Annotated in this window: 19 protein-coding genes and 2 pseudogenes; 14 read left to right on the plus strand and 7 right to left on the minus strand. The window is 57.6% G+C overall.

Features of this window, described 5'->3' with window-relative positions:
* The 5 genes and pseudogenes from AC3WN7_RS25275 to AC3WN7_RS25295 form a co-directional block, all read left to right on the plus strand.
* Positions 1-294: pseudogene (locus AC3WN7_RS25275) on the plus strand (hypothetical protein); the annotation flags it as partial.
* Between the two features lie 164 nt (positions 295-458).
* The gene (locus tag AC3WN7_RS25280; RefSeq protein WP_102675462.1) at positions 459-722 is read left to right on the plus strand and encodes a DUF2790 domain-containing protein; all 264 of its coding nucleotides are present in this window, start codon (positions 459-461) and stop codon (positions 720-722) included.
* Between the two features lie 189 nt (positions 723-911).
* A complete protein-coding gene (locus AC3WN7_RS25285; RefSeq protein ID WP_102675461.1) occupies positions 912-1187 on the plus strand; it encodes a hypothetical protein in 276 nt (91 codons plus the stop codon).
* 526 nt (positions 1188-1713) lie between these two features.
* Positions 1714-2961: a ribonucleotide-diphosphate reductase subunit beta gene (locus tag AC3WN7_RS25290; RefSeq protein ID WP_007978181.1), complete on the plus strand. Its 1248-nt coding sequence runs from the start codon at positions 1714-1716 to the stop codon at positions 2959-2961.
* Between the two features lie 406 nt (positions 2962-3367).
* Positions 3368-3865 (plus strand): BRO-N domain-containing protein, encoded by a 498-nt coding sequence (locus AC3WN7_RS25295; protein ID WP_102675460.1) that lies wholly within the window; start codon positions 3368-3370, stop codon positions 3863-3865.
* Between the two features lie 45 nt (positions 3866-3910).
* On the opposite strand, the gene AC3WN7_RS25300 is transcribed toward AC3WN7_RS25295, so the two are convergent.
* The 3 genes from AC3WN7_RS25300 to AC3WN7_RS25310 all read right to left on the minus strand — a co-directional run bounded on the left by AC3WN7_RS25300 (position 3911) and on the right by AC3WN7_RS25310 (position 8924).
* The gene (locus tag AC3WN7_RS25300; protein WP_102675459.1) at positions 3911-5230 is read right to left on the minus strand and encodes an McrC family protein; all 1320 of its coding nucleotides are present in this window, start codon (positions 5228-5230) and stop codon (positions 3911-3913) included.
* Positions 5227-6804 carry an McrB family protein gene (locus AC3WN7_RS25305; RefSeq protein WP_102675458.1) on the minus strand — a complete coding sequence of 526 codons (1578 nt, stop codon included), beginning with the start codon at positions 6802-6804 and terminating at the stop codon, positions 5227-5229. Before AC3WN7_RS25305 ends, AC3WN7_RS25300 begins: the two co-directional genes overlap by 4 nt.
* Before the next feature lie 341 nt (positions 6805-7145).
* A complete protein-coding gene (locus tag AC3WN7_RS25310) occupies positions 7146-8924 on the minus strand; it encodes a SulP family inorganic anion transporter (RefSeq protein ID WP_102675457.1) in 1779 nt (592 codons plus the stop codon).
* Positions 8925-9037: 113 nt separating this feature from the next.
* Here AC3WN7_RS25310 and AC3WN7_RS25315 point away from each other — a divergent pair, with 113 nt between their 5' ends.
* Positions 9038-10003 (plus strand): hypothetical protein, encoded by a 966-nt coding sequence (locus tag AC3WN7_RS25315; protein ID WP_102675456.1) that lies wholly within the window; start codon positions 9038-9040, stop codon positions 10001-10003.
* Between the two features lie 119 nt (positions 10004-10122).
* Positions 10123-10440, plus strand: coding sequence for a helix-turn-helix domain-containing protein (locus tag AC3WN7_RS25320; RefSeq protein WP_007978167.1), 318 nt, complete (start codon positions 10123-10125; stop codon positions 10438-10440).
* Between the two features lie 127 nt (positions 10441-10567).
* Here the strand turns inward: AC3WN7_RS25320 and AC3WN7_RS25325 are convergent, their stop codons facing one another.
* Entirely contained in the window at positions 10568-11629 is a 1062-nt protein-coding gene (locus AC3WN7_RS25325) for an MBL fold metallo-hydrolase (protein WP_102675455.1), read from the minus strand.
* A 216-nt stretch (positions 11630-11845) separates the two neighbouring features.
* Between AC3WN7_RS25325 and AC3WN7_RS25330 the strand changes: the two genes are divergently transcribed.
* The 3 genes and pseudogenes from AC3WN7_RS25330 to AC3WN7_RS25340 all read left to right on the plus strand — a co-directional run.
* Entirely contained in the window at positions 11846-12454 is a 609-nt protein-coding gene (locus tag AC3WN7_RS25330; protein WP_095967895.1) for a TetR/AcrR family transcriptional regulator, read from the plus strand.
* A 156-nt stretch (positions 12455-12610) separates the two neighbouring features.
* On the plus strand, positions 12611-13678 hold the full coding sequence (locus AC3WN7_RS25335; RefSeq protein WP_102675464.1) for a diguanylate cyclase: 1068 nt from the start codon (positions 12611-12613) through the stop codon (positions 13676-13678).
* 57 nt (positions 13679-13735) lie between these two features.
* A pseudogene (locus tag AC3WN7_RS25340) lies at positions 13736-13900 on the plus strand (DUF1003 domain-containing protein); the annotation flags it as partial.
* Positions 13901-13906: 6 nt separating this feature from the next.
* On the opposite strand, the gene AC3WN7_RS25345 reads toward AC3WN7_RS25340, so the two are convergent.
* A complete protein-coding gene (locus tag AC3WN7_RS25345; protein ID WP_102675454.1) occupies positions 13907-14848 on the minus strand; it encodes a LysR family transcriptional regulator in 942 nt (313 codons plus the stop codon).
* 15 nt (positions 14849-14863) lie between these two features.
* Here AC3WN7_RS25345 and AC3WN7_RS25350 point away from each other — a divergent pair, with 15 nt between their 5' ends.
* Complete coding sequence (locus AC3WN7_RS25350; RefSeq protein ID WP_102675453.1) at positions 14864-15571, plus strand: CTP synthase C-terminal region-related (seleno)protein; 708 nt, start codon at positions 14864-14866, stop codon at positions 15569-15571.
* Complete coding sequence (locus AC3WN7_RS25355) at positions 15568-15891, plus strand: antibiotic biosynthesis monooxygenase family protein (protein ID WP_095967897.1); 324 nt, start codon at positions 15568-15570, stop codon at positions 15889-15891. The genes AC3WN7_RS25350 and AC3WN7_RS25355 overlap by 4 nt, the downstream gene beginning before the upstream one ends.
* A gap of 116 nt (positions 15892-16007) precedes the next feature.
* Here AC3WN7_RS25355 and AC3WN7_RS25360 read toward each other — a convergent pair whose 3' ends face one another.
* Positions 16008-16334: a DUF2025 family protein gene (locus AC3WN7_RS25360; protein WP_102675452.1), complete on the minus strand. Its 327-nt coding sequence runs from the start codon at positions 16332-16334 to the stop codon at positions 16008-16010.
* Positions 16335-16544: 210 nt separating this feature from the next.
* On the opposite strand from AC3WN7_RS25360, the gene AC3WN7_RS25365 reads away from it, so the two are divergent.
* Both AC3WN7_RS25365 and AC3WN7_RS25370 read left to right on the plus strand, forming a co-directional pair.
* The gene (locus AC3WN7_RS25365; RefSeq protein ID WP_102675451.1) at positions 16545-17672 is read left to right on the plus strand and encodes a glycerophosphodiester phosphodiesterase; all 1128 of its coding nucleotides are present in this window, start codon (positions 16545-16547) and stop codon (positions 17670-17672) included.
* Between the two features lie 247 nt (positions 17673-17919).
* A complete protein-coding gene (locus tag AC3WN7_RS25370) occupies positions 17920-18225 on the plus strand; it encodes a PepSY domain-containing protein (RefSeq protein ID WP_095967900.1) in 306 nt (101 codons plus the stop codon).
* A gap of 50 nt (positions 18226-18275) precedes the next feature.
* Here the strand turns inward: AC3WN7_RS25370 and AC3WN7_RS25375 are convergent, their stop codons facing one another.
* Complete coding sequence (locus tag AC3WN7_RS25375; protein WP_102675450.1) at positions 18276-19901, minus strand: methyl-accepting chemotaxis protein; 1626 nt, start codon at positions 19899-19901, stop codon at positions 18276-18278.
* Positions 19902-19905 lie beyond the last annotated feature (4 nt).

Here is a 19905-nt window from a genome sequence, read left to right on the forward strand (position 1 = left end):
ACAAAAGCGGTACCTGTAGGAGCGAGCTCGCTCGCGATGGTCGTCAACGATAACGCGCCCAATCTGACACCCCGCGGAGCTCTCTGGCTCATCGCGAGCAGGCTCGCTCCTACAAAAGCGGTACCTGTAGGAGCGAGCTCGCTCGCGATGGTCGTCAACGATAACGCGCCCAATCTGACACCCCGCGGTGTTCTCTGGCTCATCGCGAGCAAGCTCGCTCCTACAAAAGAACAGGCTATTCAGGGATTGTTACAGGATCTGTCAAAGGTGTTTATCAAAACCACGTCTATATGAACGTATCCAGCCCCCCTAAAATCTGCCACGCCAACAAGGCAACCTGATTAACCAAGTTACAGCCCCCACGAAGGCAGTTAATCAAACACCCAGGTACTGAAGCTCCACACGCAATCTCAAAAGGATTGCGTGACCCCACTCGACCCTAGAAAGGTAAAACTTAAATGAAAGCTTTATGGGTTCTGGCCCTCGGCAGCGTGTGCGTAACCGCCATGGCAGGCGAGGCCCCGACTGATGTCGCGCAGCAACAACCGGCAATAGAGGAATACACTTACTCCACCCACCTGGACATCGCCAAAGTCATCTCCATGAGCGAAGCACCGAATGTTTGTGAAGTTGTCCCCATGAAAATGGAATACGAAGATTCCAACGGTCAACGGCATATCCTGCGTTACAGCGCGATGGGCAACGGTTGCTCTAACGGCTGATCCCTGCTCCACCCCTCCCCCAATAAGGTTCGACCCACCCGCCACGATCAGGCAGATAAAGCGCCGAACCTTAATGATCGATTAAATCGATTACTTTAAGCATTTATTTGCGCTTTTTAATCGAATTAATCGGCGTAGTATCCAATTCAACCCAAGACAAACAACGCCCACGAATCCGGAGCACTGACCATGAAAACCCAACTGATCCTCGCCCTGACCCTCTCCGTCCTGGCTGCCAACACCTTCGCCGCCGATGGTTACGACCGCACCGGCTCGGCCGCCTACACCACTGAAGCGGCTGTCGCTTCCGACGGCTACGACCACACCGGTTCAGCCCGCCTCGCCGCCGATGGCGCTGACCATGTAGGCGCCGGCAAACTGGCTTCCGACGGCGCTGACCACACCGGTGCCGCCCGCCTCTCCGCCGATGGTGCCGATCACGTCGGTGCAGGTCGCCTGAGCTGATCCACCCACATGACTTCACAGCCCGACTTCGGTCGGGCTTAGTTGTGTCTGGAGCCGGTGAAAACCCCACCGAAACACAAGATGTAGTGAAAAAAGCCTTTTTTGGTCATTTCTTGAACAAAAACAATCCGGGGCAAAAAATCAGGAAAAAAAATCTTCCCCCGCCAATGCCCTTCAAAGCCCTGTAAACCCTCGCTCCGACCGAAATACGGCCCCCGTCGACCGATCCGTGAGCCATTTCGCCGCACCACAGCACGCAAAACTTCCCTATAATGCGGCCTTAAACGGGCCTGCAATATCCCCTTACAGGGATGAAAAGCCAGTCTGAAGCCCCGCACAGGCGCTTGCCGCTTGCTGCGCCCATCAGTGGCTCTCGGAACCCCGTACAAAATTCTGTTTGATGCCTGCGTATAGCTGCTGCAAAAAACGATTCCTTTAGATCCAACGCGGCCAGTAAGGCCGTGTGAAAACCAACCTATCCATTTTCACACGGGCACTCTGGCCCTCACGCAGGAGACGACACGTCATGCTGAGCTGGGACGAATTCGACAAAGAAGACACGGAAGTAGCAGTCAAGAGCGCCAACGCTGGCCACGCCACCGAAGCCAACATGGACCGTCTCGACAGCGCCGGCGGTGCCGCCGCCCTGGAAGCCCGTGCCGTGACCGCCGCTGACTCCGCCGCCGTTGCCCGCGCCAAAGCCGCTCTGGATTCGCTCGACGTCGCCGAAGGCCTCGCCGAACTCGAAGGCGCCTCCGCCCGTGTCGCCGTTGACGAAAAGCGCATGATCAACTGCCGCGCCGACCTCAACCAACTCGTACCCTTCAAGTACGACTGGGCCTGGCAGAAGTACCTGGACGGCTGCGCAAACCACTGGATGCCGCAAGAAGTCAACATGACCGCCGACATCGCCCTCTGGAAAAACCCGGAAGGCCTGACCGACGACGAGCGCCGCATCGTGATGCGCAACCTCGGCTTCTTCTCCACCGCCGACTCCCTGGTTGCCAACAACCTGGTCCTGGCCGTGTACCGCCTGATCACCAACCCGGAATGCCGCCAGTACATCCTGCGCCAGGCCTTCGAAGAGGCGATCCACACCCACGCCTACCAGTACTGCATCGAATCGCTGGCCATGGATGAAGGCGAAATCTTCAACATGTACCACGAGATCCCATCGGTCGCGAAAAAAGCCACCTGGGGCCTGAAATACACCCGCTCGATCTCCGATCCGAAGTTCGAAACCGGCACCGTCGAAACCGACAAAGAACTGCTGCGCAACCTGATCGCCTACTACTGCGTCCTGGAAGGCATCTTCTTCTACTGCGGCTTCACCCAGATCCTCTCCATGGGCCGCCGCAACAAAATGACCGGCGTCGCCGAGCAGTTCCAATACATCCTGCGCGACGAATCCATGCACCTGAACTTCGGCATCGACGTGATCAACCAGATCAAAATCGAAAACCCGCACTTGTGGGATGCTGAAATGAAGGAAGAAGCTTCGCAGATGATTCTGCAAGGCACTCAGCTGGAGATCGAATACGCTCGGGATACCATGCCTCGTGGGGTGTTGGGCATGAATGCGGCGATGATGGAGGACTACCTGAAGTTCATCGCTAACCGTCGTTTGAGCCAGATTGGTTTGAAGGAAGAGTATCCAGGGACGACTAACCCGTTCCCTTGGATGAGCGAGATTATGGACTTGAAGAAAGAGAAGAATTTCTTTGAGACTCGTGTAATTGAGTACCAAACTGGTGGTGCGCTTAGCTGGGATTAATTCCCAAGCTAACCGCGATTTGACGACTTGAATCGACAAATCGAACATCTGAAAGCCCCGATCTGATCGGGGCTTTTTTGTGGGGTAGGAAAACTCTTACTTGCAATCTCAGTAGTAGTTAAACCTCCTACATGTATTCCAGCACCGTCTGTATTGAGGGCCATTCCATGCGGCCCTAAGCTCTACTTCAGGTGCCTAAGAAACGCCCAACGTAGAAAGCTAGCCAATTACACAGACGAGCAGTCACCCTTGGTGATTGATCGTACGGCTGTGTGAGGCTTTTGCTCGTTGGAGCTTCTTATGTCCACTCTACGTTGGGGTCAGGCCCGCCAAAGTCCAAACGTAGAGGTACTGGATATGCCTGAACACAACCTTCTCGTCACTCTCCGAACCATGGAGATCGGCCATGTCTGATCTCTTTTCTGTCACAGTCTTCACCCGCCACAATCTCCCTCTCCATGCTCTCCTCCTGGAAAACCAACCGTGGTTCTGCGCCCGCGATATCGGCCGTTTGATGGGTTTCCATCTGAGTGAGCGCATGGTCAACAAACTGGACAAAGACCAACACCGCCCGTTGTGGATTGAGTATTACCGGCAACCGGAAAAACAGCTGATGCTCAGTGAGTCCGGTGTTTATGCGCTGTTGGTTTATCACTACGCACCAGGAAATCGCTTGCTGCGTGAGTGGATCACCCATCAAGTGGTGCCGGCCTTACGTGATGCGGAGCAGCCGGACAATTCGGATCGGCCGATGCTGAGTTTATTGGACTGGCCGGAGATGTCGCTGAGCCTGCTGCACTGGCAGGATGAGCCGTGGATTCGGTTGCGGGATATGCCTTGTTTACTGCTGGGCCAGCGGCAAACGTCTTGGTGGCGGAAGGTTTCGCAGTTTTTTCTGTTTTAACCGGTTGTCGCAAAAAGGGTGCAACCTTCTGCACCCTATATTGACTTAGCCCGCCGAACATCCAATCGACTCACCACTGGCCTTCTGTAACCACTGAGATTGCAGTGGAAATTCCTCAGGTCCACCCATCAAGATGCCCTGTTCCAAATCAAATGGCAGCACCCAGAGCTTAAGTTGTGGCGCGAACTCGAACACCTGCAATGGAGCATCAAACGCAGCTTGTCTTGGGTAGATCAGCACTAACTCCCCATCACCCGATAGATACTTATGGCCATAGGCGAACAACTGATAAAAATCTGATTGCTTCAATCCGTAGTTTTTATACTCTCCCGATGAACTCAGCCGCTTCCACTTTGTGTCGAGCACCCAGCTTTTCTGCTGATGGTGGATCATCAGGTCCGGCCGCAGCTGAAAGAAGTTTTCATCCCTATGCTTACACAGGTGTTCACTGCGGGTTTGGGTCAGCAGTCGCGCATCATGCAGCAGATCCCTACTGAGGCTCGCAGCTACATAACGCTCAAATAGCTTTTCCATAGGGAATAACAAGCTCATGCCATGCCAATCCCCAGCGACCGCTAAAGGCATCTGTTGTTTGATGATCAGTTCGCACCATGGTTTCACCGGTACGTAGTGTGCCATCAGTCGCTCGTTACTCCATAGTTTGAAATCCTGATGCACGTTGCGGCTTGTTGGCACCTCTAACAACACGGTTCTTAACTCATGAGCCAGTCGCCAGTTACCAGCATCCTTTGTTGCTTTGCAGACCTGATCTAACGCGAATTTGATTAAGCGATTCTCTGGCCGGTCGGGCAAATAAATATCATGTCGTATCTGGAAATGGTGCTGTCGACCAGGGGGTTGCCGCATTTGCCTGACCACATCTAACTGACCACGAAGGAATCGCTGTTCCTCCTCCACTCGCTGGTAGTCAAAGCGTAGGCCTCGATTGATCAAGTGATCCAGAGCCAATAAGAATCGGCCCATGACCCATTCGCTCAATGGCGCATCGAAACTCTGAAGATCCGCGGTACCGACTTCACGGGTGGGTAAATCTAGGAAAGATTGGATCATGCGCCTCAGCAACGCTCTGCTCTGCTTGATGCAATCCTCGCGTTCGAAATGCTTGGGAAGAATTTCAAGGCGCGTACCACAGGGGGTTTCCAATACGCCGACATAGTTGTCGAGCTTGAGCAAACAACGATTCTCAAGCTGAACCAACGCAGCCCCAGCGCTGCTGAAAGAAGCATTTAATCTGCATAACCAGTCAAAAGCTGAAACCGATACCTGAGCAAGATCTAACGTCGGCACCGCGACGTTATCTGTCGTCAGCCTTGCGTATTCGCGAACCGTGACAATAGGTTTCACACCGTCACACTTTTCAATGCTTGGATAACCGATACACCAAGTTGACGAGTATTAAACTCTCGACCGCTCGAATGGTGAGTTGTCAGGCCATGCTCTGCCGCAAGTTCACGCAGTAAAGGCTTAGAAGGACGGATGATTTTCCCGGCCTGTAAAACTTCAATTGAACCGCTTTCAAGCTGACGAACCTGGATATCTCCCTTTTCAGCTTCAATAGCATCTTGCAGCTTTGGAAGCACCGCTTGGTGATCAACGATTCCCCAATAGGACTCGACCCGAGCAAAGGCCTCTTCATTTATCATCCATTGGTTATTCTGATTACTGAGCACTACCTGATCGCCAAACAACGAATCTGAGTTGAATGATGGCTGTACGATAAAGCAATTCTCTGCGGCTTTACGATGATCGTTGAGCACCCATTGAATCCGCTGCCAATCTTCAAAAAAATACTCTTGTAGCAGCGGGAGAACTTGTTCACGAAAGATTTGCCCCAATCGCTCCAACGTAGGGTCACTATCTAGCGGCATAAAATAAGCGTGTCCCAGACAATGATCTCTATCTAGTAGCATTTCGATTCGCTGATTCATCACTCTAAGGAGCTGAGCGATATTGAGTTCACCCACGGCAATGTCTTTCAACAACTCAGGCTTCGGCAGCATTTCGCGGAAAGTGAAGCGACGACGTAAAGCGATATCTAGACCGGCCAACGAACGATCAGCAGTGTTCATCGTGCCAATGAGATAGACATTGTTCGGTACACTGAAATGCTTCTTCGAATACGGCAGCGTCACTTTCAAAGCCTCGTCAGCCCCGGCACGCTTGGACGGTTCGATTAGCGTGATCAGTTCACCGAAGATCCGAGAAATATTGCCGCGATTTATTTCATCGATGATGAGTACATGAGCATTGCAAGGTTGAATTTTTGGCTCAAGTTCGACGCTTTTGGATCGCCCATCCAAAATGCGCGCCACCAAAAGCGGAAAAATATTGTTGTAGCCATTGACTAGATACGGTTCCAGCATAGTCTCTGGCACCTTGTCAAAAACCTGTTTGTTGCGAATATCTGCGACAGTTAAACGCCCTGCGCGCACATATTCAGCAAGCGTGCTGAGCATGTTCATGCCAACCGGCAACTCTTTACCGTTGGGCTTAACCAAGTTGAGCAACTCTGTGGATGAACTTGTGACTACGTATCCCGAACCAAAGGTTTCGCCCTTAGTAAAGAAAGTATCAGGGCTCACTTCCGCTGCGGGCGCTTGTTGGGTAGCTTTGGCAGAGGTACATAATTTTTTGAAAACACCATCAACAACGTCATATCGCAATTGCCCGTCGTCTCCGCTTTCCGCGCGTAGCCCCTCAACGAAATCCTCATAGCTGAAGCTTTGATGAAACGTGACGAACTCGACATGCCCATCTGCGGCTAACTCATCGAAGCGCTTCTTCAGTGCAACCCGATTTTCTTTGTTGGTCTGAAGAAACTCAGCAGCCAGGATTTCTAGCGCCGCCTCGATAGTGGCGAAAGTCTTCCCGGTACCGGGTGGGCCAAACAAGATCTGATTGAGTGCAGGCGAAGTCATCGAGTCGCTGTCCTTGGCTACATGAGCAAAAATAGGCATCGCGTGGTAGCGGCTCGATCAATGTCGGTAGGAGGTTATAGGAACCAGAACCCGACCATGGAAACAGACTACAGCCGCAGGAAATTAATCCTACAACGGTAACTACATTGCCATCACGGGTAAAGCAGTATAGAGAGTCGATCTGCTGCGGAGATTGGAAGCATTCGACCACCGCTCATCAAGCAGAAGTTCTACGGGCGAACTCCACTGAGGGGGACTCCGGTGACGGACTTCGCAGCCCAGCGGGAGCAAGCTCCCTCGCCACAGTAAGATGTTTGTCTGCTGAATCGATGTGAGACCACTCAACGCCCCACCTCCCCTCCTTTATCCCCCTCCGGATAATTCGCCACATAACTATCCACCGCCGTCCCAATCGTAGGAAAAAACGCCGTCTCCCCCAATCTTGCAAACAACCCAAACCGCTTCAGCTTGTCCTTCACCGGGTCCTTCATCTCTGCAAAGCACAACTCGATTCCCGCCGCGTGCAGGGTGTCGTCCAGTTCGGCGAGCATGTCGGCGGAGGTCACGTCGACGCTGGTGACCGGTTCTGCGGCGACCACCAGCCAGCGCACGGGCGTGGGCGATGCCGCGACGGCGTCGAGCACGCGGTCGCTGAACAGTTCGGCGTTGGCGAAGAACAAGGGCGCATCCCAGCGAAACAGGACCAGGCCGGGGATCAGGTGTGCGTCGGGGTAGCGTTTGATGTCGTGGTAGCCCTTGACCCCGTCGGCGCGGCCCAATACGGCGGAGTACGGGCGCCAGGCGTCCCAGAGGAACTCGATGATCGCGATCACGATGGCCAGGCCGATGCCTTCGATCGCGCCGAACACGGCCACGCCGACCGTGCAGACAATCGATAGCCAGCATTCCCAGCGCTGGATGCGGTAGATCCGGCGCAGGTCGGTGATTTCGATCAGGCCGATGGCCGAGGCGATCACGACGGCCGCCAAGGCGCTGGACGGTAGGTGTTGCAGCAGGTCTGGTGCCACCACCAGCAGCAAGGCAACCGCGAGTGCGCCGACGACGCCGGTCATTTGGGTTTTGGCGCCGGCGGCTTCGGCCACGGGCGTGCGTGACGAGCTGCTGCTGATCGGGAAGCCCTGGAAAAATCCGGCCGCGAGGTTGGCGATGCCGAGGCCGACCATTTCCTGGTTCGGGTTGACGTAGGTTCGGGTCCGCGCCGCATAGACACGGGAGAGCACGCTGGTGTCGGCGAACGAGACCAGTGCGACGGCGCACCCGCCGATCACCACCGGGACGATGTCGGCGGTGGTGATCCAGGGGATGGCGAACCCGGGCAAGCCTTGGGGGAGCGAACCGAGGACCGACACACCGGCGCGTGTCGCCAGGTCGAGGACTCCCACGGCGACCGTCGCGCCGACCACGGCGATCAGGATGCCCGGCAGTCGCGGCCATCTTTTGAGCAGCAGGATCACTGCCAGGGTGAGCCCGCCTACCGTGAAGGCGGCCCAGTTGACCTTTCCCTCCATCAGCGCCGAGGCGATGGCCCCTATGTTTCTCAATGGGCCGTCGGACTCAATGGAAAAACCGAACAGCTTGGGCAACTGGCTGATCAATACGGTCAGTGCGATGCCGTTCATGTAGCCGTAGCGGATCGGTTTGGACAGCAGCTCGGTGATAAAACCCAGGCGCGCCATACCGGCCAGGATGCACACCGCTCCCGAGACGATCGCCATCATCCCCGCCAGGGCGACGGCACGCTGCGGGTCGCCGCCGGAGAGTGGAATGATAACGGCCAGGATGACGGCCACCAGGGAGGAGTCCGGCCCCATCACCAGAATCCGGCTGGGGCCGAACAGGGCATAGAACAGCAGCGGAACGATGGTCGCGTAGAGGCCATAAATGCCGGGCACGCCCGAGGCCACCGCGTAGGCGATACCGACGGGCACCAGCATCGTGGTCAGTACCAGGCCGGCCACGATGTCGTAACGCAACCACGCCCATTGGTATTCGCGCAGTACGCCCAATCCCGGTAGCCAGCGGCGCCAACCGGTCTGTTCGTCCCGGCGGGCTATGCGGCCGGGCTCCGGGAGAGGGGGCGAAGTATCTGGATGGCTCATGAATCGCCCTCTTTAATGGACAGACTCGGCGATATCGAAGTGATCTCAGTGTAGCTATTGCTTCGAATGCGCCATCACTGGAAGCTGTTCACCTAAAGGACCTGGAAGCCGACATGAAATTCGACCTCGCCTACTGCCTCAGCCTCAACGACAAGTTGTCGATCTACGACGTTCGGGATCTGAATTTCGACGAGACGATGGATTTCGACTCCGCCCGGGAACACTTCCAGTGCCCCAACGATGCCTGTCGCCTGGCGTTCGATGCGGCCAATGAGCTGGGCACGTTCAACGCCAAGAATGTGAATTACGTGCGCACGCCGCACTTCAAGAACTTGCCGAGTACGCGGCATGTCGAGGGCTGCCCTTATGTCAGCTTGAAGGCGCCGGCGTCGGGTGTGGATGAGGCGGAAACGGATGACAGCCGCGAGGAACATTTCCCGTCGGAATTGTTACTGACTCGACGTGAGTATGTGCGCAAGCCATCCAGCCCGGAGGTGATTGCCGATGTGGTTCGGGATGAGCCACTGAAGCCTAAGGCGGCCAGTAATATCGAACAACCGGGCAGGGAATCGGCCCCGGACAAGACCAGCGTCTTCGCCCACCCGGTGGAGTGTTTCGTATCGAACTTCGACGACAAGGATTTGCTCAAGCGCGTGCCGCTGAAGATCGGCGAGCACACCGCGCCTTATGGCTCGTTTTTCAAGAAGATCGAATACCTGCAGGACAACAAGGGGCTGATTTACTGGGGCAAGATCAAGGAGATCAAGGACTACACCCAGAGCTTTCGCATCGATTTCGAGAAGAAGGTCTGGTTCGAAAAGAGGCCTTACTCGGTCAATGTCTACCTGAGCAAAAAGCTGATCGACAGCTACCGCAAGCGCAAGGCGTTCCTCGAGGAGATCAAGCACGCCATCGAGAGCGGGCGGGAATTGTACTGCTTCTTTTATGGCGTGACGCCTGAGCTGAAGCAGGTCCCGAGCAAGAAAAACCCCGAGCAGACGTTCGGGGTGTTCAGCGCCAACATCGAGAATCTGGATCACTTTATCGTGCGGGAAGCGCCGGGGTTGGCGGACAAATAAGTGCAGTGCCGTTCGTCTGCCTGAAAAGAATAATCAAAAATTGCGTTTGATCCGGGCTCAAAACAACTGTACAAAAACACAGTATATTTTGACCAACACTCTCGAGCCCGGAGAACACCATGGCCTCTCAAGCGATGAAAATCACCCTGGAACGTATCGCCCTCTTCCAATTCACCCCGGCCCACTGCGCCCAGGCCCGAGCGATGCTGGGCTGGAGTGTGGAAGAGCTGTCGCGCGAGTCCCGGGTCTCGGTAGAGGCCATTCAACGCTTCGAGGCACGCCAGGAGGTGCTGGATGTCACGCGCCTGGCATTGGCCTATCGGTTCGAATCGGAAGGGTTGGTGTTCTTCCCCGGGTTTGCGCCGGGTCGAGGGATGAATGTGAAAGGGTCGACGCCGAATCCGGTCGGGCGGGCGGATTTTGCGATGGTGGAGTGAGCCAACTCACCGATTGACGATAAATGGCCCCCTGTAGGAGCGAGCTTGCTCGCGATGGACTAAAGGGCAACCTGTTTAGTCAGGAAATGCGCGTTATCGTTAACGTCCATCGCGAGCAAGCTCGCTCCTACAGGGCGTTCTGCACCACCACCCGCTCACTCTCCCCTTCCACCGCCAGCCACCACGCACCACCACGCTGCGGATGCATCAGGTTGAACGCCTCGCCCATCTGCGGTGTGGTGATCGATACGTTGCGTTCCCAGGCCAGGGCCAGGATGCGGTCGAAGGGTTCGTACCAGGCGTGCATCGACAGGTCGAAGGTGCCGTTGTGGATCGGCAGTAGCCAGCGGCCCTTGAGGTCGAGGTGGGCTTGCAGGGTTTGTTCGGGTTGCATGTGCACATGCGGCCAGTCGACGTTGTAGGCGCCGGTTTCCATCAGGGTCAGGTCGAATGGGCCGTACTGTTCGCCGATGCGTTTGAAGCCGTCGAAGTAGCCGCTGTCGCCACTGAAGAAAATGCGCGTGTCAGCGTCGATCATCACCCACGAGGCCCAGAGGGTGCTGTTGCTGTCGAACAGGCCACGGCCGGAGAAGTGTTGTGATGGTGTGGCGATGAACCGGATGCCATCGACTTCCGTGCCTTGCCACCAATCCAGTTGGCGGACTTTGCTGGGGTCGATGCCCCACTTGATCAGGGTGTCGCCCACGCCCAGCGGGGCCAGGAAATGTTTGGTCTTGTCCGCGAGCTTCAACACAGCCGCATGATCCAGGTGATCGTAGTGGTCGTGGGACAGGATCACCGCTTCAATCGGCGGCAATGCTTCCAGGCTGATCGGTGGCTGGTGGAAACGCTTGGGGCCGGCCCATTGCACGGGCGAGGCGCGCTCGGCGAAGACCGGGTCGGTGATCCAGAATTTGTCGCGCAACTTGAGCAGCACTGTGGAATGGCCCAGGCGATAGACGCTGTGATTCGGCGCTGCGATCAGCGCGGCTTGCGTCAGGGCTTGCACCGGGACGGGGGCGCTCGGGCGGGTGTTTTGCGGTTTGTGGAACAGCGCGTTCCACAGGATGCCCATGGTTTTGCCAACGCTTAAAGGTTGAACCGGCGTGAAGTTCTGGTACTGGCCTTGAGCCTGTCGGGACGCTTCAGGTGTGGAGGCGTTGTCCGCCGGGGAGTTTGAATTGGCCATGACTGAATGACTCCAGAAAAACCGCATTTGACGCGATTCTCCGTTTTTGGACGATAAATGGCCAAGGCACGCACGCATCAGCCGGACTTTCTATTTTTTACCGGGCAGGATTAACAAAACATTACACTGCACAGTGTAGTTTCTAGGTTGCATCAAAGTCGATGACAAGTAAACTGCTGAGTGTAATTCCCCTTTTCTTCCTGCCGAAGCGTACTTATGACAGCTCCACAGCGCCTCACCGACCGAAAACGCCAAGCGATCATTCAAGCCGCGATCATCGAGTTCCGTAACAACGGTTTCGAGATCACCAGCATGGACAAGATTGCGGCCACTGCCGGTGTGTCGAAGCGCACGGTGTACAACCACTTTCCCAGCAAGGAAGAGTTGTTCGCCGAGATCCTCAATCAGTTATGGATCCGGGTGACAGCAGAACAGGAAACGGCCTACCGTCCCAACCTGCCGTTGCGCGACCAATTGCGCGTATTGCTGATGGCCAAGCTGCAAATGTTGGGCGATGACAATTTTCTCGATCTGGCCCGGGTGGCGATAGCGGCGACCATTCATTCCCCGGAGCGGGCGCAGGATATGGTGGCGCGAATGGGCGAACGCGAAGAAGGGCTGACGGTGTGGATTCGTGCCGCACAGGCGGATGGCCGGTTGAAAGCCGTGGCTCCCGAGTTCGCCGCGCAACAGATCCATGGTCTGCTCAAGTCTTTTGCATTCTGGCCGCAGATTTCCATGGGCCAACCCGGCTTGTCAGCCGAGGCGCAAAACACAGTGGCGGATTCCGCTCTGGACATGTTCCTGGGCTATTACCAGCTCTAGTCCAGCCGTTTCAGCACTTGCCGACATTAAATGGCTTCGAAGGACACTGATTATTCCGGCTGGAATAAATGACAATGTGTGCTGCTTTTACCGATGAACGGTAATTCCGCCCCCCATGCAGTAAAGTGTTTCAGAATGAATCTGGCGCAGGAAATTATGGATAAACAACACGGCAAGGGTTTGTCATTTGCCAGACGCATCTACATGCCTCGAACCATTGGCTTGGGCATCGGCAGTCTGAGTGTGGCCGCTGCCCTGTATCCGTTGCACTTGCCGGTGTGGGTCTGGGTTTTGTTGGCGCTCAATGGTTTTGTCTGGCCGCATCTCGCTTATCAACTGTCGAGCCGCTCGGCCTTTCCCTACAAGGCCGAACGCCGCAATCTGCTTTACGATTCGTTGTGCGGTGGTTTTTGGGTCGCGACGTTCCAGTTCAATCCGCTTTGCACCGTGACCATTCTGGCGATGATGGCGATGAATAATGTCGCCGCCGGCGGCCAACGGATGTTTCTGTTGGGTAGCCTGAGCCAAGCGGCGGGCATGCTGATTGCCTGGTCGCTGTTCGGCGCGGCATTCACCCTGTCGACCACGCAATTGCAGGTGTGGGCCTGCTTACCGATGCTGACGCTCTACCCGTTGGCGTTGGGCATGGTCTGCTACCGGCTGGCGATCAAGTTGTCGGAGCACAAACGTACGCTGAGCGCCCTGAGCCGCACCGACAGTTTGACCGGGTTGCTCAACCACGGTGCCTGGAAGGACTTGCTGCAACTGAAGTTTCGCGAGTGCAGCCAGCGTCATGAGCAGGCCGTCATTGCACTGATCGACATCGACCATTTCAAGACCATCAATGACACCTACGGTCATCTCATCGGTGACTCGGTGCTGCGCCAGTTGAGCGTCGAGCTCAAGTGCAACCTGCGCGAAAGCGACCTGGCCGGCCGCTATGGCGGTGATGAGTTTTGCGTGATTCTACCCAACATGCCGCTGAATCAGGCCGTGGACGTGATGGAGCGTTTGCGCAGCGTGTTGCAAGACTATCGGCATGGGGAAGTGCCCGAACTGCGGGTCAGCCTGAGTATCGGTCTGGCGGCCTACCAACCGTCGTTTACCGATGCAACGGCCTGGCTCGATGACGCGGACAAAGCCCTGTACACCGCGAAAAACACCGGACGCAACAAGGTCAGTGTCAACACAAGCAACACCGGCCTGGAAACGTCGAACACATGATGCGATCGCTTGGCGATTACGCTGCTCGAATGACGCCGGGGCTATAGTGAGCCTCAGTCCCAGCGCCAGGCAGAAACCGCGAAAAACACCGCGCAACGGCTGGAGCTGCTCGAGCAGAACACCCGCCTCACGGAGATGACCAAGGCCCTCACCGAGCGCATCGAAAACCTGACTTCGGAAATGCATCAACACTTCGTGCGCAAGGATGAGCCACAGGCCTGAACGGTTTCACGGCAGTTTCAGCGCCCGCCCCAGCTCATCGAACAAGGTGACCACCGAGCGCAAAGCTCGGCAGTCGGGACGGGTCAGCAGCCACAACGCGGTGTCGTATCCGTGCAAGGGCTCGCCCAATGGACGCAATCCCTCACCGATCAAGAAGTCCGGCAACGCCGCGACACCCAGCCCCGCCCTGACCAGCTCGGTAACCGACAGCATGCTGTTGCAACGGTAACCCGGCGTTACGCCCGGCAAGGCCTGGCGACGCCAGGTCACGGTCGGGTGATCCGGCAGGAAGTCATCCGGGGCGACCCAGGTCAATGAGGCCAGGTCTGTGGTGTTGACCGATTGCAGGTATCGCTCGCTGGCGCAGACGCGGTAGGCAATGTCCGCCAGTCGCCGTCCTACTAGATGCTCCGGTGGCGTGCGGGTCAGGCGCAGGGCGATATCGGCATCCCGGCGGCTGAGGTTGGCAAAATCATTGGACGTGCTGAGTTCAAGTGTCAGCGCCGGATAGTTCGGCATGAACTGCGCCAGCGCCGGCAACAGTAAACCTTGCAGGACCGAATCGGTACAGGTCAGGCGCACGATACCGCTGATCACTTCACCGCCCTGCTCCACACCGATGCGCGCCGCCTCCAGCGCCTGTTCAGCGCGCTCGGCCTGCTCGGCCAGTGACTGCGCCAGGGTGGTGGCCAGGTAACCGGCGCGGCTTTTTTCGAACAACTGCTGACCCAGCGCAGCCTCCAGCCGGCGCACCGCTCGAAACACCGTCGAGACGTCTACCTTCAACAACTGCGCGGCCCGGGCCAGAGAGCCGCCGCGTACCAATGCGAGGATCAGGGCCAGGTCCGGGTAGTCCAGTCGATAGTGCGTCGCTGCATTGATCACTTGGGAAAACGCCAATATTGAGTGCGTGAGCGCCAATCTATAGTGGGCCTCAGGAATCAACAAGTGCAGAGGCCCCTCATGGAAAATCCTCCGATTCGCATCGCCCTGATCGGCGACTACGACCCGCAAGTCACCGCCCACCTGGCCATTCCCGTAGCCCTTGAAATGGCCACTGAACACAGCGGCCTGAACGTGCAATGGCAATGGCTGGCCACCGATGAAATCCACGCCGAAACGCCGCTGCATACATTCGATGGCTTCTGGTGCGTACCGGCCAGCCCTTATCGCAGCGAAGACGGCGCATTAAAAGCGATCCGTTTTGCCCGCGAACAACGGCGGCCGTTCCTCGGCACCTGCGGCGGTTTTCAACACGCCGCGCTGGAATATGCGCGCAATGTGCTGGGCTGGTCGGATGCCGAACACGGCGAGACGGCGCCCGATGCAGCACGGGCACTGCTGACGCCACTGTCGTGTGCGCTGGTCGAGGCCGTCGATTCCATTCATCTGCTTGAAGGCTCGTTGATCGCACAGGCGTACGAAAGCGCCGAGATTCGTGAAGGCTATCGCTGTCGCTATGGGGTGAATCCGCAGTTCGAAGGGGAGCTGCTCAAGCGCGAGCTGCACGCCGTCGGCCACGACTCGCAACAGGGACTGCGCGCGGTCGAACTCAGCGGCCATCCGTTCTTTGTCGCGACCTTGTTTCAGCCCGAGCGGGCGGCACTCGGGGGCGTCTTGCCGCCGCTGGTTGGCGCCTTTGTCGAAGCCTGTGCGGGGCGCTCGTCGTGATCGCCAATACCCCAACGGCGCCTTACTACGCGGTGATCTTCACTTCGCTGCGCACCGAGGGCGATCAGGGTTATGCCGAAGCGGCCGCACGGATGCTCGAACTCGCCCGTGAACAGCCGGGGTTTCTCGGCGTGGAATCGGCTCGGGGTGAGGATGGGTTGGGAATTACCGTGTCGTATTGGGCCAGTGAGGTGGCGATTCTGGCGTGGAAGCAGCATCCGGAGCATACGGCGATTCGCGAGCGTGGGCGTTCGACCTGGTATGCGCGGTGTCATACTCGGGTGTGTCGGGTTGAGCGGGCCTACGGGTTCAGTCTGTGAATGATGCGGTGTTCTTGAGGCCGTCTTCGCGGGCAAGCCCGCTCCCACAGGGATTGATGGCAACCTGTGGGAGCGGGCTTGCTCGCGAAGAGGCCAGAACAGTCACCCCAAAAAACTCAACCCCGAACCAGACTGCGAACCGCCGATATCTCCGGCACTTCCCGCCGATTCATATACACCCGCAACGGCTCGGTGATGTTGATCCGGTCATCGATGTTCTGGTCCAGCAACAACTGGATCAATTCGCGCTTGAGCGTCATGGCCTGCCCGGGTCCCGCGCCCCAGACGAATTCGCTGGTCGGGATGATGCCGTCGTCCGCCACGTCCATGCCGAACGAGTCTTCGCTGAAGCGCACGAGGTAGTGGCCGGTCTTGCGGTTGAGGCCGACGAAGCCTTTGAGTTGGTCGGCCGCCTGGCAGATGAGCTGGGAAGTGATGCGCATGGTAAACCCCGCAATGGTGATCGTTGGTTTACACGCAGGGCCTGCGTTTCCCTCTGCGGGGAAATTGCAGGGCTCCAGCGTACTGCAAACCGGCGCACAAAAACGCTGACGAAAATCAGCTTCAGGCAGATTTATGTCGGTCTGGCGATAGCGCCTGCAAAGATGAATTGTTAAAAGGGACCGCTCACTTATTGCGAAAGGATCTCGACCATGCCCGCAACCTTTACCAAAAGCGCCCTGTTACTGAGCCTGTTGCTCGGTCTCGGCCACGCACAGGCCGCCAGCGAACCGAGCCCCTCGGCACTGGCAACCCGCTTGGGCATTCCGCATCCAGCGGTGATCGCCCACCGTGGCGCATCTTTCGACGCGCCGGAATCCACCGCCGCCGCCTACAAGACGGCCCGCGACCTGGGCGCCGACTACCTGGAACTGGATCTGCAGCGCAGCAAGGACGGCGTGCTGTTCGCCCTGCACGACAACAACCTGCAACGCACGACCGACGTCGCCAGCAAATTCCCCGAGCGCAAGGACAGCCCGGCCAATGCCTTCACCATGGCCGAGCTGAAAACCCTGGATGCGGGCAGCTGGTTCAATACCGCCTACCCGGATCGCGCGCGTCCTGCCTTCGCCGGCCTGAAGATTCTGACCCTTGATGAAATCATCGACATCGCCGAGGGCAACGCCCTGCACAAGCCCGGGCTGTACATCGAGACCAAGGAGCCCAAGCAGTTTCCCGGCATCGAACACGACCTCAAGGAAAAACTCCAGGCCCGTGGCTGGCTGAACCCCAGCGAATCGAAACCGGCCAACAGCGCGCTGGCGGTAGGCCAGGGCAACGGCAAGGTGGTCCTGCAGACCTTCGAGAAGAGCAGTCTCGAACTGCTGCAAAAGGAAATGCCGAAGGTGCCGAAGATCCTGCTGTTGTGGGTCGGTGAAGGCAGCATCGAGCCCAGGTCCAGGGTGACCTTTGCCGAGTCCGGCGCCAAGGACAAGGCCGCTTACTACTCCGCCCAACAACCAAAGGACAAAGCCGAATTCCAGCACTGGGTCGACTACGCCAAGGCCCAGGGCGCCATCGGCACCGGCCCGTCCGCCGCCCTGGCCCAGGGTGGCGACCAGAGTTACTCGGACCTGGTGCAACCCTGGATGAACCAGTACACCCACGATCAGGGTCTGCTGGTGCACGTCTACACCATCGACGATGCGGTGGACTACCAGAAAGTCATGGACACCGGCGTCGATGGGATCTTCACCAATCGCGCCAGTGAGTTGTTGAAATTCTATAAACGTCCGGCGGTGGCCAGCGTGGCGCAGGTACTACAGAACAACGGCTACTGATCCAGAGTCGCGCAAAACCTGTGGGAGCGGGCTTGCTCGCGAAAGAGCCATCAGCTTCAACATCCACGTTGACTGACACTCCGCATTCGCGAGCAAGCCCGCTCCCACAGGTTATGTATTTGTGTTTGTATGTTCGGGCACAGTCCAGCAGGAATTGATGCAGGACATGTAGAGGGTTTTAAGGGTGGCTTAAGTTACAAAAGCTAACCTGATCTCACTTGAACAGATCACCCAAGGAAAGAAGCCCATGAAGACTCTGACTGCTTTGTTTACCGCTGCAACCCTGACCCTCACTGCCGGTCTGGCCCAGGCCGACGTGCGCGTGGATGAGATCCCGCAACTGGTCAAGGACGGCAAGATCAAGCCGCTGGAAGATCTGAACAAGATCGCTCTGGATCTGCACCCGGGCGCCACGATCACCAAAACCGAGCTGGATAACCATTTCAACGGTTACGAGTATGAGATCGAGTTGCGCGACGCCAAGAACGTCGAGTGGGATGTGGACATCGATGCCTCTAACGGCAAGGTCCTGGAAAACAAGCAAGACAAGTAATCACAACCCACATAAGCCGCACGCTCTGACGATCGTGCGGCTTTTTGCGTTTAAGCGCTCAGGCGCGCCGTCACCTCGTTCAACTGCCCCGACAAACCGTGCAGGTTGTTGCTGGCCGCTTCGGTGCGCTGCACGTTGTCAAGGTTAGTGCTGGCGATGCTGGTGATCTCGGTGAGGTTGCGCGAGATGTCTTCGGCCACCGAGGTCTGTTCTTCGGCTGCGGTGGCGATCTGCCGGTTCATGTCGCGGATGGCTTCCACGGCCAGGGTGATGCGTTCGAGCATGGCGCCGGCCTCGGTCACCTGCTGCACGCTTTCTTCGCTGCGCGACTGACCGCTTTCAATCGCCTGGGCTGCTTCGATCGCACCGGTCTGCACGGTTTGAATGATCTGGTTGATCTCGATGATCGACGCCGCTGTGCGCTGGGCCAGGCTGCGGACTTCATCGGCCACCACGGCGAAACCGCGCCCGGCCTCACCGGCGCGGGCCGCTTCGATGGCCGCGTTGAGCGCCAGCAGGTTAGTCTGTTCGGCGATGCCGCGAATCACTTCCAGGACCTTGCCGATGCGCCCGCTGTCGGTTTCCAGTTGGCGGATGACCGTGGCGGTGTTGGCGATTTCGCCACGCATTTGGGTGATGGTGTGGATGGTGCCCTGCATGACTTTTTCGCCCTGCTGGGCGGACTGGTCGGCATCGTCGGCGGCCCGCGCCGCTTGCGCGGCATGACGCGCCACTTCCTGCGCCGTGGCGGACATTTCGTTCATCGCCGTGGCCACCTGATCGGTGCGGTTGAACTGCTCGTTGGTGCCGCCGGCCATCACGGTGGCGATCGAGTTCAACTCACCACTGGCGCTGTCCAGGTCCGACGCGCTGCGCTGCAAACGGCTGAAGGTTTCGGCGAGGAAATCGCGCAGGGTGTTGGCGGCGATCGCCAGTTTGCCCAACTCGTCCTGACGGGTGCTGGCCACGCGCTCGGCAAGACGACCCTGGCTGAGCTGCGCCACGTATTCGATCAGTTTGCGGATCGGTTCGACCAGGTTGCGGTTGACCAGCCACAGGCTCAGCAGGCCGATCAACAACCCCGAAACCAGCATCACGACAAGCCCCAGCAGCACCGTGCGATCGGCGGCGGCGCTGATCAAGGTCGACTGCTCGGCGCCTTGCTTGCGCAACTCGCTGACCAGTGCGCTCATCTGATCGCTGGTCGCACGGTCTACGCCTTTGACCGCGCTATCGCCCACCGTCGGATCACCACCGGCGGCCACGAACGCGTCCCGCCCCTTCTGATACGCCGCGCCCAACTGGCGATGTTCGTCACGCAAGCGCTCGATGCGGCTCTTGAGTGACGGCTCGATGCCCCTCTGCGCGGCCAGCTCGCCAAGGATGTTTTGCACATCACGCTGACGGTCTTCGAATTGCCCCCAGTACTTGCTCAGGTCCGCCGGTAGCTTGCCGCGCAACAGGACGTTTTTCCACTCTTGCACCTGCACCTTGAATTGCAGGTTGGCTTCATCGATCAATTGCGAGGTATGCAGCGGGCCCTCGATCAGATTGGCGTAGCTCTGCACGCCACTGGACAGGAAGTGAAAGCACGCCAGGGCGATCAACAGCATCGCCAGCAGGCTGCCACTCAGCAGGGCGAGAATTTGTGCTCTCAAGGACTTTTGCAAAAGCATCGAT

Source organism: Pseudomonas sp. FW305-70 (assembly GCF_058783925.1).

Excerpts from the sequence above, each read along its gene's own strand:
- AC3WN7_RS25280 (WP_102675462.1), top strand. The coding sequence starts at position 459 with ATGAAAGCTTTATGGGTTCTGGCCCTCGGCAGCGTGTGCGTAACCGCC.
- AC3WN7_RS25285 (WP_102675461.1), top strand. The coding sequence starts at position 912 with ATGAAAACCCAACTGATCCTCGCCCTGACCCTCTCCGTCCTGGCTGCC.
- AC3WN7_RS25290 (WP_007978181.1), top strand. The coding sequence starts at position 1,714 with ATGCTGAGCTGGGACGAATTCGACAAAGAAGACACGGAAGTAGCAGTC.
- AC3WN7_RS25295 (WP_102675460.1), top strand. The coding sequence starts at position 3,368 with ATGTCTGATCTCTTTTCTGTCACAGTCTTCACCCGCCACAATCTCCCT.
- AC3WN7_RS25305 (WP_102675458.1), bottom strand. The coding sequence starts at position 6,804 with ATGACTTCGCCTGCACTCAATCAGATCTTGTTTGGCCCACCCGGTACC.
- AC3WN7_RS25310 (WP_102675457.1), bottom strand. The coding sequence starts at position 8,924 with ATGAGCCATCCAGATACTTCGCCCCCTCTCCCGGAGCCCGGCCGCATA.
- AC3WN7_RS25315 (WP_102675456.1), top strand. The coding sequence starts at position 9,038 with ATGAAATTCGACCTCGCCTACTGCCTCAGCCTCAACGACAAGTTGTCG.
- AC3WN7_RS25320 (WP_007978167.1), top strand. The coding sequence starts at position 10,123 with ATGGCCTCTCAAGCGATGAAAATCACCCTGGAACGTATCGCCCTCTTC.
- AC3WN7_RS25325 (WP_102675455.1), bottom strand. The coding sequence starts at position 11,629 with ATGGCCAATTCAAACTCCCCGGCGGACAACGCCTCCACACCTGAAGCG.
- AC3WN7_RS25330 (WP_095967895.1), top strand. The coding sequence starts at position 11,846 with ATGACAGCTCCACAGCGCCTCACCGACCGAAAACGCCAAGCGATCATT.
- AC3WN7_RS25335 (WP_102675464.1), top strand. The coding sequence starts at position 12,611 with ATGGATAAACAACACGGCAAGGGTTTGTCATTTGCCAGACGCATCTAC.
- AC3WN7_RS25350 (WP_102675453.1), top strand. The coding sequence starts at position 14,864 with ATGGAAAATCCTCCGATTCGCATCGCCCTGATCGGCGACTACGACCCG.
- AC3WN7_RS25360 (WP_102675452.1), bottom strand. The coding sequence starts at position 16,334 with ATGCGCATCACTTCCCAGCTCATCTGCCAGGCGGCCGACCAACTCAAA.
- AC3WN7_RS25365 (WP_102675451.1), top strand. The coding sequence starts at position 16,545 with ATGCCCGCAACCTTTACCAAAAGCGCCCTGTTACTGAGCCTGTTGCTC.
- AC3WN7_RS25370 (WP_095967900.1), top strand. The coding sequence starts at position 17,920 with ATGAAGACTCTGACTGCTTTGTTTACCGCTGCAACCCTGACCCTCACT.
- AC3WN7_RS25375 (WP_102675450.1), bottom strand. The coding sequence starts at position 19,901 with ATGCTTTTGCAAAAGTCCTTGAGAGCACAAATTCTCGCCCTGCTGAGT.